The organism is Mesorhizobium sp. M4A.F.Ca.ET.050.02.1.1, assembly GCF_003997725.1.
In the GTDB taxonomy this organism is placed as follows: domain Bacteria; phylum Pseudomonadota; class Alphaproteobacteria; order Rhizobiales; family Rhizobiaceae; genus Mesorhizobium.
In genome coordinates, this window is sequence record NZ_RZSG01000077.1 from 1 (window position 1) to 13674 (window position 13674).

Consider the following 13674-nt stretch of genomic DNA (forward strand, 5'->3'; position numbering starts at 1 on the left):
CCAAGTGTTGTCTAGCTGCGTTGCCGACGACATCGGGATCCAATGCTTCAAGCACGCGCGTCAATGTCGGGCTGGTTAGCGTGAAGTCGACAACATAAATCGATGCGGCCTCTCCCCGTTTGCGAGGAGAGCCGCCGCCAGACGGGTTAGGGGCGGCGCTGATGCCATGCCACTCGGCCTACCGTCCCGGCCGCCCAGTCTTGCTCGGTCTCCGATTCTGGCGGCGCTCGTCGCCCGGATCTTCGTAGGAGCCGATGCCGGCGCGCTGGCGAACGATTGGTTTAGGGGAATCGTCGCGTTCCTTCGCGCCCCCCTCTGTCCTGCCGGACATCTCCTCCACATGGGGGGAGATTGGCTTTGGTTTCGCCGGCACTTTTCCTTCGACGGGCTTTTCGGTCCGCCGCACTGTCATCTCGTCGAGCGAGTTCTTCTTGAACAGAGGTTTGGTGGGCTCGCCGGGGATGCCGAAATCGGAGCCATGCGCTTCCTGCGCCGACTGCTTCTTGAACAGCGAGCGAGACACCGCGCCGGCCGGTGTCGGCATGTCGGTGCCGGGACCCATGTCGTCGATCGACGGCTTGGCGAAGAGCGGCTTCTTCACCGGTACGGCGCCGTCGGCGCCCATCTCGTCGAGATGCGGCTTGCGGAACATGTTGGGGCGGGCAGCCTTGGCCGCCTCTTCGGCGGCACGTGTTTCGTCGAGCCTGCGGAAACGTTCCTGTTCCTCCGCGGTACGATGTTTCGCCACGCCCTTGTTGTGCTTGCCCTTTTCGCGGCCCGAGGCCGGGCTCTGGCTTTCCACCTCGCGCGCCAGAGGATCGTCGGAGATGGCAAGCTCCATCTCGCGCAGCCGCTTGATCTCATCGCGGACGCGAGCGGCCTTCTCGAAATCGAGATTGGCGGCGGCGTCGCGCATCTGCTTGTCGAGCGCCTCGAGATGGGTTTTCAGGTTGTTGCCCATCATCGCACCGGCATCGTCGGTGAACTGCGAGATGTCAGCGCGGACGTGGTCCTTCTCGTAGACGGAGTCGAGGATGTCGGCGATGCGCGACTTGACCGATTCCGGCGTGATGCCGTTGGCCGCGTTCCACTCCATCTGCTTCTCGCGGCGACGGTTGGTCTCGGCCATCGCCCGCTCCATCGAGCCGGTGATCTGGTCGGCGTAGAGGATGACCTTGCCGTCGACGTTGCGGGCGGCGCGGCCGATGGTCTGGATCAGCGAGGTTTCCGAACGGAGGAACCCTTCCTTGTCGGCATCGAGGATGGCGACGAAGCCGCATTCGGGAATGTCGAGACCCTCGCGCAGAAGGTTGATGCCAACCAGCACGTCGAAGGCCCCGAGGCGCAGGTCGCGCAGGATCTCGATGCGCTCCAGCGTGTCGATGTCGGAATGCATGTAGCGGACGCGAATGCCGTTCTCGTGCAGATATTCGGTCAAGTCCTCTGCCATGCGCTTGGTGAGCACGGTGACCAGCGTGCGGTAGCCGGCCTTGGTCGTCTCGCGGATCTCGCCGACGACGTCGTCGACCTGACTCTTGGCCGGGCGCACCTCGACCGGCGGGTCGATCAGGCCGGTCGGTCGGATGACCTGCTCGGCGAAGACGCCGCCGGATTGCTCGAGCTCCCAGCCGCCGGGCGTTGCCGAAACGGCGACGGAAAGGGGACGCATGGCGTCCCATTCCTCGAAGCGCAGCGGTCGGTTATCCATGCAGGACGGCAGGCGGAAGCCGTACTCCGCCAGCGTCGCCTTGCGGCGGAAGTCGCCGCGATACATGCCGCCGATCTGCGGCACGGTGACGTGGCTTTCGTCGATGAAGATCAGCGCATTGTCGGGCACATATTCGAACAGCGTCGGCGGTGGATCGCCCGGCTGGCGGCCGGTCAGATAGCGCGAATAGTTCTCTATGCCGGCGCAGGAGCCGGTCGCCTCCAGCATCTCCAGGTCGAAGCGGGTGCGCTGTTCCAGGCGCTGCGCCTCCAGCAGACGGCCAGCCTTTTCAAGCTCTTGCAGGCGATGCTTGAGCTCTTCCTTGATCGACTTGATGGCCTGATTCAAGGTCGGGCGCGGCGTCACATAGTGCGAGTTGGCGTAGATCTTGACGCTTTTCAGCTCGCCGGTCTTCTGGCCGGTGAGCGGGTCGAATTCGGTGATCTGCTCGATCTCGTCGCCGAACATGGAGATGCGCCAGGCGCGATCTTCCAAGTGAGCCGGGAAGATCTCGATGGTGTCACCGCGCACGCGAAAAGAGCCGCGGACGAAGTTGATGTCCTGGCGCTTGTACTGCTGGGCGACGAGATCGGCGAGCAAGGCGCGCTGGTCGAGCCGGTCGCCGATCTGCATCTGGAAGGTCATCGCCGTGTAGGTCTCGACCGAGCCGATACCGTAGATACAGGAGACCGAAGCGACGATGATGACGTCGTCGCGTTCCAAGAGCGAGCGCGTCGCCGAGTGGCGCATGCGGTCGATCTGCTCGTTGATCGAGGATTCCTTCTCGATATAGGTGTCGGTCCGGGGCACATAGGCCTCGGGCTGGTAGTAGTCGTAGTAGGAGACGAAATACTCGACGGCGTTTTCGGGGAAGAACTTCTTGAACTCGGCGTAGAGCTGGGCGGCCAACGTCTTGTTGGGCGCCAGGATCAGGGCAGGGCGCTGCGTCTCCTCGATCACCTTGGCCATGGTGAAGGTCTTGCCCGAACCGGTAACGCCGAGCAGCACCTGGGTGCGGTCGTTCTGGTCGACGCCTTCGACGAGGTCCTTGATGGCCGTCGGCTGGTCGCCGGCCGGCTCGAAATCCGACACCATCTTGATGGCGATGCCGCCTTCCGACTTTTCCGGCCGGGTAGGGCGGTGCGGCGTCCACAGCACGCCGTCCTTGTGCAGCGGATTGCCGGACTCGATCAGCGCCGATAGCGCGGCCACCGTGGCGGTGACGCCGCCGGACGAAATCGACTCGGCATCCTCCAGGCTGATGTCTAGGCCGGCGACCGGGTTGAGCCCCGCGGCCGTACGCTCCTTGGCCGACGCCGCGCCGCCCATCGAGGTGCCGCGCGCCGTGCGCCCGGGCGCGGACGAGCGTTCAGGGATCTTCTTGGGTGCTTTCGCCTTCGGCTGCTTTTCCGCCTCGCGCTCGATCTGCCCGGCCCAATCGGAAATCGAGCCGGTCAGCGGCGTGCCAGTAAAGTCGGCCTGCGGCGCTTCGGCAAAGCCGCCGGGCTCGAGCGACTCGGCGGCGTCGAGGAATTCGGTCAGCGGGCGCCGCTTCGGCGCGCCACGGTCGTCCAGCGCCGGTGGCGGCGTCTTCTTGTCGGGGTGTTTGGCCATGGCCCGAATATGGGAGGACTCGCCCGAAATGGAAAGAGCGGAGTGACTGGGCACGCACCCGCCACCGATGCTGCTGACAGAAGGCTGTCAGGAGCGATGGCGGGCCGCCCTCAATTGAACCATAGCGCGAAGGTCAGGAATCCGGCGCCGCCGAACTCGCGCTGGATCTGGTCGAAGTCGTCGCTGGTCAGGATTCTGCCGCTCTCGAAATAGGGCGCAATCGCCGGGCCGGTGATCGACAGCACCAGATCGAACGTCTTCGGCTCGTCGAAGAAGCGCTTCATGTTGATGCCCTTGCCGGTGATGCGGAAATGCGGCAGCAGCACGCGGCCCTCGAGCAGGTCCTCGGCCATATCGAGCGTGGCGAGCCAGGCCGTGACCTGTTCCTCGCCGACTTCGAGGCCGGTGAGCGGGTTCGGGCCCATCTGCTTTGGACCGGGCAGCCATTCGCGGTCGTTGTCGGTCTCGGCGCGGATCGCCTTCCAGTCCTCGCGCGACAGCCGGATCATCTCCAGCAGATGGCGGCGCGCGGCCTGTCGGCGTTCCGGCTCGACCACCGGCCAGTTGACCAGATGCACCAGCGAGATGAAGTCGGCGAAGCGCCATTCGGAAGCGAAGATCGAGCCGCTCATGCCGCCGTCCGGCGGCACGAGCACGTCCTGCAGCGGCAGTTTGGCGCGCGGGAACAGCATGTGGAACGAGCCGTCGAACATGGTCTTGAAATCATGCGCCAGCCAGAAGTCGGCCTGCGCCATCAGGAACTCGGCATAGCCTTGCAGCCAGTAACCGTCGGCGTGGTCGAAGCGGAAGGTCAGCGCCGGCGCCGGCCCGTCCGGCGCGCCGCCGCGCGACAGCGCGGCCATGATCGCGGCGGCGCTCTCGTCCGGGGCGATGTTGCCGTCCTCGTTGAGATCGATGCCGAGACGGGTGAGGTCGATGGCCATGCCGATATCGGCTTCGGCCGGCACGGAACCCAGCATGGCGGCGGATTTCTGCAGCCGGTCGCGGAAGGCGACCAGTATGGCCCTGAACTCCTCGTAGGTGAGCGGCTCGGGATTGGGATTGTCCGGCACCGGCAGCCGCATCAAGGGCAGCATGAAGGATTGCGGGCTTTCGAAACCGTGGCGATGCAGGCCGCCGCCCAGGATCTCCAGGGCGGTGAAGAATTCGCCGGCGCCGGCCGCGTAGGCCGATGCTGGATCGCCGGGCGCGGCTGTCTCCAGCGCGGCCAGCGCGCTGTCGCGGTCGGCGACGGTTCTGGCCTCGAACAGGGCTGCGGGATCCGGGGCAGCGGCGCCAGGAGAGACAAGCGGCAGGAGCAAAAACAGGGCTGATGCGGCAAGGCCCGACAATCGCTTCATGGTGGATCCTCCCGTCCGGTCCGGCGACAATACACGGATTTGCGGCGCTGCGCCTGCTGCTTCCTCCTGCCGGGCAGACGGTTTACACAGGGCAAACGAATGGGCATTGCGTGTCGAACTATCCGCTCACCTACAAATTGTCCTGGCTGCCCCGTTTCCTGCGGCCATCGCTTGGCGGCGATGCGCGGGGTTTTGCGCCACAGGCCGCGACCCTGATCGAGCCGCCGGCGCGGAAGGTGAGGCTGGCCTTCATCGGCGACATCTCGGCTGTCGCCAATCGCAGGGCACCGGAGTGCGATCCGGCCATCGCTGCACTGCTCGCTTCCGCCGACATGGTGGTCGGCAATTGCGAAAGCCCCGTCGTCGAGCGGCCGCGCGCGGTCGTGGGCACAAGGCTCGGCACGCATCATGCGATGACGGAGCGTTTTCTTGCCGACGCCCTGGCGGCGGTCGGCATTGCGCGCGAAAAACTCGTCCTGTCGTTGGCCAACAACCATATGCTCGACCAGGGCGTTACGGGTTTCGAGGAGACCGTTCGGGCGATGGAGCGGCTTGGCATCCGCACGATCGGCACGGCCGCGAAGGGGCCGGTCGAGCGGTTCGCGGCGGGACCGTTGACCATAGGCCTGTTCGCCTTCACGCAGTGGCGCAATGCCGATGCGGGGGTGTTCGCGAGCCGCGTGTCGATGCAAAGCGATCTTGGGCCGCGCGATGCGGCCAGGGGCGTCGATCTCATCTGCGCAGTGCCGCATTGGGGTTGGGAGTTCCGGCACTTTCCAAGACCGGAGACGCGGTTGCTGGCCAGACAACTGGCCGGGCAGGGCGTCGGGCTGATCGCCGGGCATCATGCCCATGTCGTGCAGCCGGTGGAGCGGATCGGCAAGACGCTTGTCGCCTACGGGCTCGGCGATTTTCTCGGCACGGCCTTTTCCCGCCAGCCATGGCCGGGCCGCATCGGCTCCATCCTCGTCGTCGACGTCGGCGTCGACCTCGGCATGCGCGGCGCCGTGGCGGCCTACCGGCAGCATCCCTTCATGCGGCAGCGCGTCGGCGACCATGAGCGGCTGGTCCCCGTGGAGGCGCTCGGGAGCGGGATTCGCGGCAAGGTCGAGAGCCGGCTGAAGGCGATTTTCGGCACCCCGGCCGAGGTCTGACGACTTTTGCGCAAAAGCCGCTATCATGGCCGCACGATGCACAGTCTCTGCGGCGGGGGTGGCGATGGAAGCGGCGGATTTCATGCCGAGCGAGGCGGTGATCGCCGGCATCAGGAAAGACATCGAGGCCTATGAGGCGAAACGGGCTTCAACCTACCGGCAGGTCCGCTGGCGGGTGCCGCTGTTCGTCGGCCTGGTGCTGTTGTTCGTGGCGCTTGTCGCCTGGCTGTTCAACGCGGCCGCCGACCCCAACGAGCAATGGTTCTCGACGCCGCACGTCTTCCTCTATGTCGGCGGCTTCGGGGCGGCGGTGCTGCTTTATTTCCAGGCGGTGAGACCGGCGACCAGGCTGCAGCAATCGTTCCGCGATACGGTTCTGCCGATGATCTTCGGCTTCGTCCGCGATGTGCGCTACCAGCATGGCGTGCGGCCGAATTCCTTCGACCGGCTGCCGCGGGAGACGATCGGGGCGTTCAACCGGCAGAGCTTCGACGACATCATATCTGGCCGCTACGAGGATTTTCCCTTCGAACTCTACGAGGCGAAGCTGACGGAGGGCTCCGGCAAGAGCCAGCAGACGGTCTTCAAGGGCGTCATCGTCGCCTTCGAGACCATCGAGCCGTTCCCCGGCATGTTGGTTGCGGCGCGCAAGGCCGGCAAGGTGGTCGGCTTCTTCCGCGGCATTTTCTCCAGCAAGCTGCAGGAACTGGCCTGCGGCGTGCCGGAACTCGACGCCAGCTACGAGTTCCGCACCGACAATGTCGAGGCGGCGAGGCCGCTGGTCACCGGACGCCTGGCAAGCGCGCTGACCTGGCTCGGCGAGACATGGCCATATGACCAGGCCCGCATCGCGCTCAACGGCAGTGACGGCTTCCTGCTCATGCCGCGCAGCAAGAATTTTTTCGAGCTGCCGGACATCTCCGTGCTGATCGACTACCAGACCCATATCGCGCCGATGATCGCAGATCTCGGCGCCATGCTGGCGACGGCGGCGCTGGTGCGCAAGATCGGTGCCGCGGACGACGCGGCGGGTTAGCTCTCAGCAGTCGAAGCCGTAATTGCTGCGCAAATCATCCGCATCCTGCTCGGACATCTTCTTCAGCATCACGCAGACGGTGTAGCTGCCGACCTGATGGCCGTCTCTGATGTAACCCCAGTCGGAAATGTCGTCGCGGGAGAATTCGATATACTGGCCGTAGACGACATTTTGGACGATCTCGGGCTCGTTGGCCAAAATGCCGGCAAAGCCCGAGGCGGTGCGCTTGAAGGGGATGACCCAGAAATGCTCCGTCGCATCGCCATCGACGATCATCACCTTCAGTTTGAATTTGTCGGTCCCCGGCGGCGGCGCCTCGGACAAGGCCAGGAAGTCATCCAGGCTGGCTCGCGCCTGTTCTATCGCCGTCGTCATCTCCGGATCGTCCGACCGCACCATGACGGTCTTGTCGTCGCCTTGGGCGTGAACATGCACGGGCGCAAGCGCCAGCATCAGGGACAGCACCGCGCGGGCTAAGAACTTCATGCAACGACCCCTCCACCCGGAAGGCGGGATCATCGTGCATCAGGTGCTGATTTTCAACCGAAGCGCAGCTTCATGCCGAGGATGGCGATCACGAACAGGAAGGTGACGCCATTGGCGAGGATGACCGGCCAGGAGCCGATCAGCAGGCCGTAAAGCGTCCACAGGAAGACGCCGGTGGCGATGGAGCCGGTGGCGAACAGCGAGATGTCGCCGGCGCGGCGCTCGCGCGCCACCTTGGCGACCTGCGGAATCCAGCCAAGCGTGGTGATGAGCGCGGCAAACGCGCCGATGATTTCAATTGCGGGATGCAAGGGCGGGGACTTTCGAACAGGCGCCTGATGTGCGGTGCGTCCTATGCCAGATCGATCGGGTCCTGGGAAGCGGGCAGCGCGGCTGGACCAATCAAACAAAAGCGGGTCGCCCCGCTTTGTTGCTTAAAGTCCGCTCGGCACGATCCCGGCCAGCCAGTCCGCCGACCGTTTCGCCATGCCGACCGTCGCGGACGCGGCGCGGCTGAGATCGGTCTTGACCACGGCGTAGCCGGCCTTGGTGCGGTAGAGCACCGCGCTGCCGCCATTGACCGCCGCTTCATAGGCGACCGGCTTCGCGGCTTCGGTTTCCGCCACCGTGGCCGGCGAGCCGACGGGGACGCTGGGCCGGTGGCTGAGCTCGGGCGGCAGCGGATCGACCGTGGCCTGCCTGGGCGTCAGGTCAGGCTTCGAGGCTATCGCGGCGAGCTCGGAGGAAGACGCCGAACCCTTGGCGCGGCAGATGCCTGAAACCAGCGGATAGTTGAAGTTGCGCTCGTGCAGCATCTGGCTTTTCATCGCCGCTTCGCAATCGGCGATCGTCGCCCACTTGGCCGGCGTTTCGCCGATATACTCGCAAAGCTTGGCGTCGCAGTCGCAGCCGACGATGGTCATGGCGACAAGGGCGGTCTTGATCACGGTCTTGTCCTCGGATTCGTTCCCAAATGACCAGTCGCCGGGGAACAAGGCGGGATTTGGCCACGATTATGATTTGTGCGTGACGGAATGTTTCCGAGGCTCCGGCTGTGACTGAAAAGCCTCAACCGTCGTAGACGTGCTTGAGCCTGGCGCCGGCCTTGATCAGCGCCGGCAGCGCCGTATGCAGCTTGCGCACGGCGACGGTCAGGCCGGTCCGGCGTGTGTCCGGGTCGGCCGGGAGCGGATAGCGTTAGCCGATTCCGGCGCCCGTTGCAGCCATGCGTGTGGGGTGAAAGCCACGTGGGCAAGTCCATGGCCGACGAAAGACGCCCACGGTTGGACGGCAAGGCGACCGGAGACGGGAGGCCGCGAAGAAGAGAGAGCCCAAAAACAGTCGGCGCTGGGATTTCTCCCAGCGCCTCCCTGTCAGATCAGGACACGGTCGCGGCAGCAACTCCCGAAAGATGTCGCGCCAAGCCGGCCTTGATTTTGACGGTCCTGCCAGTCGCCACCCGAGGGCAGCGCCCGTTCCAGACCACGCCGGTCACCACCCTTGCGGGCTTCGCCCAGCGTGCCATCGAAGGTTTTCACCGGCCTTCATGGCAGCATCGGTCCGCCGTCGGCGTTCGCACGCTTTCCGCGGCCCCGCCGGCATCCGTCCCTCCAACAGGCAAGCCTGCTCTCGTTCCGGACCGTGCGGGCCTCAGGAAATCCGCCTTTCCGCTTTGCCTTTCGGCTGGGCGATCGGTAGCCGCCTGAGATGGGTTTAACGTACGCCGGGTAAGGGCTTTGGGGAACCGCCACCAGCCTGTGGATAGCGGGATTATCGGGGACCAAGCCAGGCGGCGCAGGATTTTTTCGGGCAGCCGACGAAAGAGGCGCGAAACGCGGCGGCGATCTGCGATGATCCGGTATTGGCGGACATTCGGCGCTTGCCCCGCAAGGCGGCGCGGGCTTCAATACCGGCAAAGGATTCCAGGCGCAAGCGCTCCTGACATTCCTAGATCCGGATGACGTTTCGTTGAATCGCCGTCCTGATCCAATTCTTTGTTGGAGCATGATCTTTCCGAAAACCGGTTCCCACTTTTTGCTACGCTGACCTATCGGTTCGGGATCATGCTCTTGGGGAGGTTGCTTGAAGGTCGGGGTGGTTCTCAATCCGATTGCCGGTGGCGGCCGGCTGAAGCGGCACTGGCCGGAGGTCAGCGCTTCGCTGAAGGAGCATTTTGGTGGCTATGAGCTGCGCGAGACGCAGGCCGAAGGCGATGCCGAAAGGCTGGCGCTCGACCTCGCCGCCAGCGGCTTCGACCTGGTCATCGCAGCGGGCGGCGATGGAACGGCCAGCGAAACGGCGGACGGGCTGCTGCAGGCATTCGACGAAACCGGCCGGGTATGCGAGCTCGGCCTCTTGCCCTGCGGCACCGGCATCGACTTTGCCCGCGGGCTCGGCCTGCCGCGCGACATCGATGCCACGCTGAAGCACATCGCCGAAGCCAAGCCGCGCAAGATCGATGCCGGGCGCATCTGTTACATCGACGATCATGGCGCGCTGGCCAGCCGCCATTTTATCAACATTGCCAGCCTTGGGCTTTCAGGGGCGACCGACCGCGCGGTCAATGCCGACAAGCGCAAGGGCAAGGTCTCTGCCAAGGCGCTGTTCTTCTGGCGCACCGTGGTGGAGTTCATGCGCTACCGCTTCCAGGACGTCAGGATCACTGTCGATGACGGCCGGCCGGTCGAAGCGCGGATGGCGCTGGTGGCGGTGGCCAACGGAAAGTTCTTCGGCGGCGGCATGATGATCGCGCCCGACGCGGAACTCGGCGACGGCGCCTTCGACATCGTAATCCTGCGTGCGGCGAGCAAGCTGAGGCTGATCTGGGACATCCGGCTGCTCTATGGCGGACGGCACCGCAACCATCCGGCGATCACCATCCTGCGCGGCAAGAAAGTGGTTGTCGAACCGCTCGGCGATGTGGAAAAGAACGGCGCGCTGGTCGACATAGATGGTGAGTCGCCGGGCCGGATACCGGCGACGTTCGAGATCCTGCCCGAAGCGCTGACGCTCAGATACTGAATCAAGACGTTGAGAAACTGATTCAGGCGGTTGCCGGCCTTGTTCTGGCGAGCCGCCCAAATCGCTGAAATCGCTTGTAAAGTTTAGCCGCCTCAGATTTCAAGCTTGGACGGGAATCCGGGCGCGCGCAGATCGGTGCCGACTGCCTCCTCGAGCAGCTTGACGATCTGCGTCGACCAGGCGCCACCGCCATAGGCTTCCTTGCCTTGCTCGAAGATCGCGTTGACGCGGGCGGCGAGATCAAGCGGCACGCCGAAATCCTTGCCCATACGAAGCGCGAAGCCGAGGTCCTTCAGCGCCAGGTCCATGGTGAAGCCAATATCGTAGGATCCGTTGAGCACCAGCTGGCTTTCGGTCTCGTGGACGAAGCTGTTGCCGGAGGAGGCGACGATGGCGTGGTAGGCCTGGGCGAGGTCCAGCCCGCCCTGCTTGGCCAGCATCAGCGCCTCGCCGGCGGCGACAAGATGGATGAAAGCCAGCATGTTGGTGATGACCTTGATCACTGCCGCCGAGCCGATCGGACCCATCAGGAAGGATTTTGCGCACATCGCCTCGATGGCCGGCCGGTGCCGCTCGTAAAGCACGGCATCACCACCGACCAAGGCCGTGATCCTGCCTGCCGCCGCCAGATGCACGCCGCCGGTGACCGGACATTCGAGCGTCTCGATGCCCCTGGCTGAGGCCAGTGCCGCGAGCCGCACAATCTCGTCGCGGCCGTTGGTCGACATCTCGATCCAGGTGCCGTCCTTCGGCAGACCTTCGAGCAATCCGCCGGGACCGGCGAGCACTGTCTCGCTGACCTTGGGCGAGGGCAGGCAGGTGACGGCATTGCCGGCGCGGGCGGCGGCCTCGGCCGGGCTGCTCGCGGCATTGGCGCCGAGCCCAACCAGACGCTCGACGGTTGCCGGGTCGCGGTCGAAGACGGTGACGGCAAAGCCGTCGCGGACCAGGCTGGCGGCGAGGTGGCCGCCAAGATGGCCAAGGCTAAGCGGGCCGCGCGGTCACGGCATCAACGGCGTCTGCATCATCTGCAGATGCAGTTCCTTGCCGCTGTAGGGATGCGCGTCGCAGACCGCCTCATTGAGCTCGACGCCGAGGCCGGGCTCCTTCGACGGGATGACGTTGCCATCCTGCCACTCGATCTTCTTCTTCAGCAACGTGGCGTGAAAACCGTCCCATTGCTTCAGCGATTCCAGGATCAGGAAGTTCGACAGCGTCACGGCCAACTGGATGTTGGCGGCGCCGACGATCGGCCCGCAATAACAGTGCGGCGCGACCTGGATGTGGTAGGCCTCGGCCATGGCGGCGATCTTCTTGGTTTCCAGTATGCCGCCGGAGCGGCCAAGGTCCGGCTGCAAGATGGTCGCGGCGCGGTTCTCGATGACGCGAGCGAACTCGAACTTGGTCGTCAGCCGCTCGCCGGTGGCAATCGGGATCGACGTACCGCGCGCCACCTGCGCCATCACCTCGGGCATGTCGGGCGGCACCGGCTCCTCGAACCATAGCGGGTCATAGGGCTCGATGGCGCGGGCAAGCCGCAGCGCGCCCGAAGCGGTGAATTGGCCATGTGTGCCGAACAGGATGTCCGCCCTGTTTCCGACGGCCTCGCGGATCGCCTTCACCATACGGGCAGAGAGGTCGATGTCGATTAGGCGCGGCTGGTGGCCGTCGAAGGCGGTGTAGGGGCCGGCCGGGTCGAGCTTGACGGCGTTGAAGCCCTGCTCGACATATTCGAGCGCGCAGGCGGCGGCCATCTCCGGGTCGTTGTAGACATTCTTGCCGCGCGCGTCCTCGGAATGGACGCTGCCAGTGTGCGGGTAGAGGTAGGTGTAGGAGCGCAGCGTCTCGTGCACCTGGCCGCCGAGCAATTTGTAGACCGGCTTGTCGGCTTCCTTGCCGATGATATCCCAGCAGGCCATTTCGAGCGCCGAGAAGCAGCCCATGCCGGAAACGTCCGGGCGCTGGGTGAAGCCGGAGGAATAGATGCGGCGGAAGAGATTCTCGATGTCGTGCGGGTCGCGGCCGATGAGGTAACGCTCGGCCATGTCTTCGATCATCCTTGCGGTGACGTGGCCGGAGAAGGTGGCATTGTAGGCCTCGCCATAGCCGACCACGTCGCCATCGGTGGTGAGCTTGACGAAGATGAAATACTTGCCGCCGATGCCGGGCGGCGGGTTGCCGACAACCCAGGTCTTGACGTCGGTGATCTTCATTTCTGATCCTCCAAAACCAGTTCGGCGCCTTTCCATCCGGTGAGGATCGAGGCGGCGTTGGTGTTGCCGGTGATGTTGTCGGGAAAGATCGAAGCATCGATGACGCGCAGGCCGGCAATCCCGTGCACCATGAGGCGCGGATCGACGACGGCGCGCGAGGCGTCAGGTCCCATGCGGCAGGTTGAGACCGGATGGTAGACGGTGCCCGAGCGCTTCCTGAAATCCTCAATCAAGTCGGCGTCCGACGTGATCGACGGGCCGGGCAAAACCTCCTCCTCGATGATCTCGGCCATCGCCGGCATCGCGGCGATCTTACGCACGAACTTCACCGCCGCCAGCATCTCGTCGACATCGGCGTTGGTCGAATAGGCATGCGGCGTGATCCGGGGATAGTCGCGCGGGTTCTTGGAGCGGATCATGATCTCGCCGCGGCTCGACGGGCGGCAGTTGGAAAGGCCGATCGAGAAGCCGGGCCACGGGTCGGGGGTCAGGATCGGGCGCTCACCGCTCTTCGGAATGACGGTGGAGAAGGCCTGGAAATAGAGCTGCATGTTCGGCCGCGCCAGGGTCGGGTCGGTGCGGAAGAAACCGCCGGCATTGTTCATCGACAGCGACAGCGGCCCGGACCGGAACAGGATGTACTGCATGCCGACCATGAGCTTGCCCCACCAGGGGCGCAGGATCTGGTTCAGCGTCGGCAGCCTGCCCTTGAACGTGTAGTTGATGCCGACATGGTCCTGCAGGTTCGCGCCGACATTCTCGTTGGCGTGGATGAGCGGAATGCCGAGGTCTCCGAGCAGCGCCGACGGGCCGACACCGGAGAGCTGCAGCAGCTGCGGCGAGTTGATGGAGCCGCCGGACAGGATGACCTCACGGCCAGCGTGCGCGGTCCTGGTCTCGCCGTTCTGCTGATATTCGACACCGACGGCGCGCTTGCCCTCGAACACGATTTTCGTCGCCAGCGCGTTTGTCTCGACGCGGATATTTTTTCTCCGCATCGCCGGGCGCAGGAAGGCGCGGGCGGTCGACATGCGGCGGCCGTCCTTGGTGGTGATCTGATAGATGCCGACGCCTTCCTGGG

At 64.9% G+C, this 13674-nt stretch carries 12 protein-coding genes and 1 pseudogene; 3 read left to right on the forward strand and 10 right to left on the reverse strand.

What is annotated here, in order from left to right:
• Positions 1-178: 178 nt before the first annotated feature.
• A complete protein-coding gene (uvrB, locus tag EOA33_RS08690; RefSeq protein ID WP_126058708.1) occupies positions 179-3322 on the reverse strand; it encodes an excinuclease ABC subunit UvrB in 3144 nt (1047 codons plus the stop codon).
• A gap of 110 nt (positions 3323-3432) precedes the next feature.
• Positions 3433-4683 carry a hypothetical protein gene (locus EOA33_RS08695; RefSeq protein ID WP_126058709.1) on the reverse strand — a complete coding sequence of 417 codons (1251 nt, stop codon included), beginning with the start codon at positions 4681-4683 and terminating at the stop codon, positions 3433-3435.
• A 110-nt stretch (positions 4684-4793) separates the two neighbouring features.
• Between EOA33_RS08695 and EOA33_RS08700 the strand changes: the two genes are divergently transcribed.
• Both EOA33_RS08700 and EOA33_RS08705 read left to right on the forward strand, forming a co-directional pair.
• Positions 4794-5837, forward strand: coding sequence for a CapA family protein (locus EOA33_RS08700; RefSeq protein ID WP_126058710.1), 1044 nt, complete (start codon positions 4794-4796; stop codon positions 5835-5837).
• 64 nt (positions 5838-5901) lie between these two features.
• Positions 5902-6873, forward strand: coding sequence for a DUF3137 domain-containing protein (locus EOA33_RS08705; RefSeq protein WP_126058711.1), 972 nt, complete (start codon positions 5902-5904; stop codon positions 6871-6873).
• Positions 6874-6876: 3 nt separating this feature from the next.
• On the opposite strand, the gene EOA33_RS08710 is transcribed toward EOA33_RS08705, so the two are convergent.
• From EOA33_RS08710 to EOA33_RS38925, 5 genes are all read right to left on the reverse strand, one after another.
• Positions 6877-7359, reverse strand: coding sequence for a DUF2314 domain-containing protein (locus EOA33_RS08710; protein WP_126058712.1), 483 nt, complete (start codon positions 7357-7359; stop codon positions 6877-6879).
• Positions 7360-7412: 53 nt separating this feature from the next.
• Complete coding sequence (locus EOA33_RS08715; RefSeq protein WP_126058713.1) at positions 7413-7670, reverse strand: SemiSWEET transporter; 258 nt, start codon at positions 7668-7670, stop codon at positions 7413-7415.
• 123 nt (positions 7671-7793) lie between these two features.
• Entirely contained in the window at positions 7794-8306 is a 513-nt protein-coding gene (locus EOA33_RS08720) for a hypothetical protein (protein ID WP_126058714.1), read from the reverse strand.
• 426 nt (positions 8307-8732) lie between these two features.
• Complete coding sequence (locus tag EOA33_RS38920; RefSeq protein ID WP_189347796.1) at positions 8733-8897, reverse strand: hypothetical protein; 165 nt, start codon at positions 8895-8897, stop codon at positions 8733-8735.
• A 232-nt stretch (positions 8898-9129) separates the two neighbouring features.
• The gene (locus tag EOA33_RS38925; RefSeq protein ID WP_189347798.1) at positions 9130-9291 is read right to left on the reverse strand and encodes a hypothetical protein; all 162 of its coding nucleotides are present in this window, start codon (positions 9289-9291) and stop codon (positions 9130-9132) included.
• Between the two features lie 150 nt (positions 9292-9441).
• Here EOA33_RS38925 and EOA33_RS08725 point away from each other — a divergent pair, with 150 nt between their 5' ends.
• Positions 9442-10380, forward strand: a complete 939-nt coding sequence (locus EOA33_RS08725; RefSeq protein ID WP_126058715.1) for a diacylglycerol kinase family protein — start codon at positions 9442-9444, stop codon at positions 10378-10380.
• Between the two features lie 92 nt (positions 10381-10472).
• Here the strand turns inward: EOA33_RS08725 and EOA33_RS08730 are convergent.
• The 3 genes and pseudogenes from EOA33_RS08730 to EOA33_RS08740 form a co-directional block, all read right to left on the reverse strand.
• Positions 10473-11363 (reverse strand): annotated as a pseudogene (locus tag EOA33_RS08730) (NAD(P)-dependent oxidoreductase); the annotation flags it as partial.
• An 18-nt stretch (positions 11364-11381) separates the two neighbouring features.
• The gene (locus tag EOA33_RS08735; RefSeq protein WP_126058717.1) at positions 11382-12593 is read right to left on the reverse strand and encodes a mandelate racemase/muconate lactonizing enzyme family protein; all 1212 of its coding nucleotides are present in this window, start codon (positions 12591-12593) and stop codon (positions 11382-11384) included.
• A partial coding sequence (locus EOA33_RS08740) for a GMC oxidoreductase (RefSeq protein WP_127405434.1) occupies positions 12590-13674 on the reverse strand: 1085 nt, incomplete at its 5' end. The genes EOA33_RS08740 and EOA33_RS08735, both read right to left, overlap by 4 nt.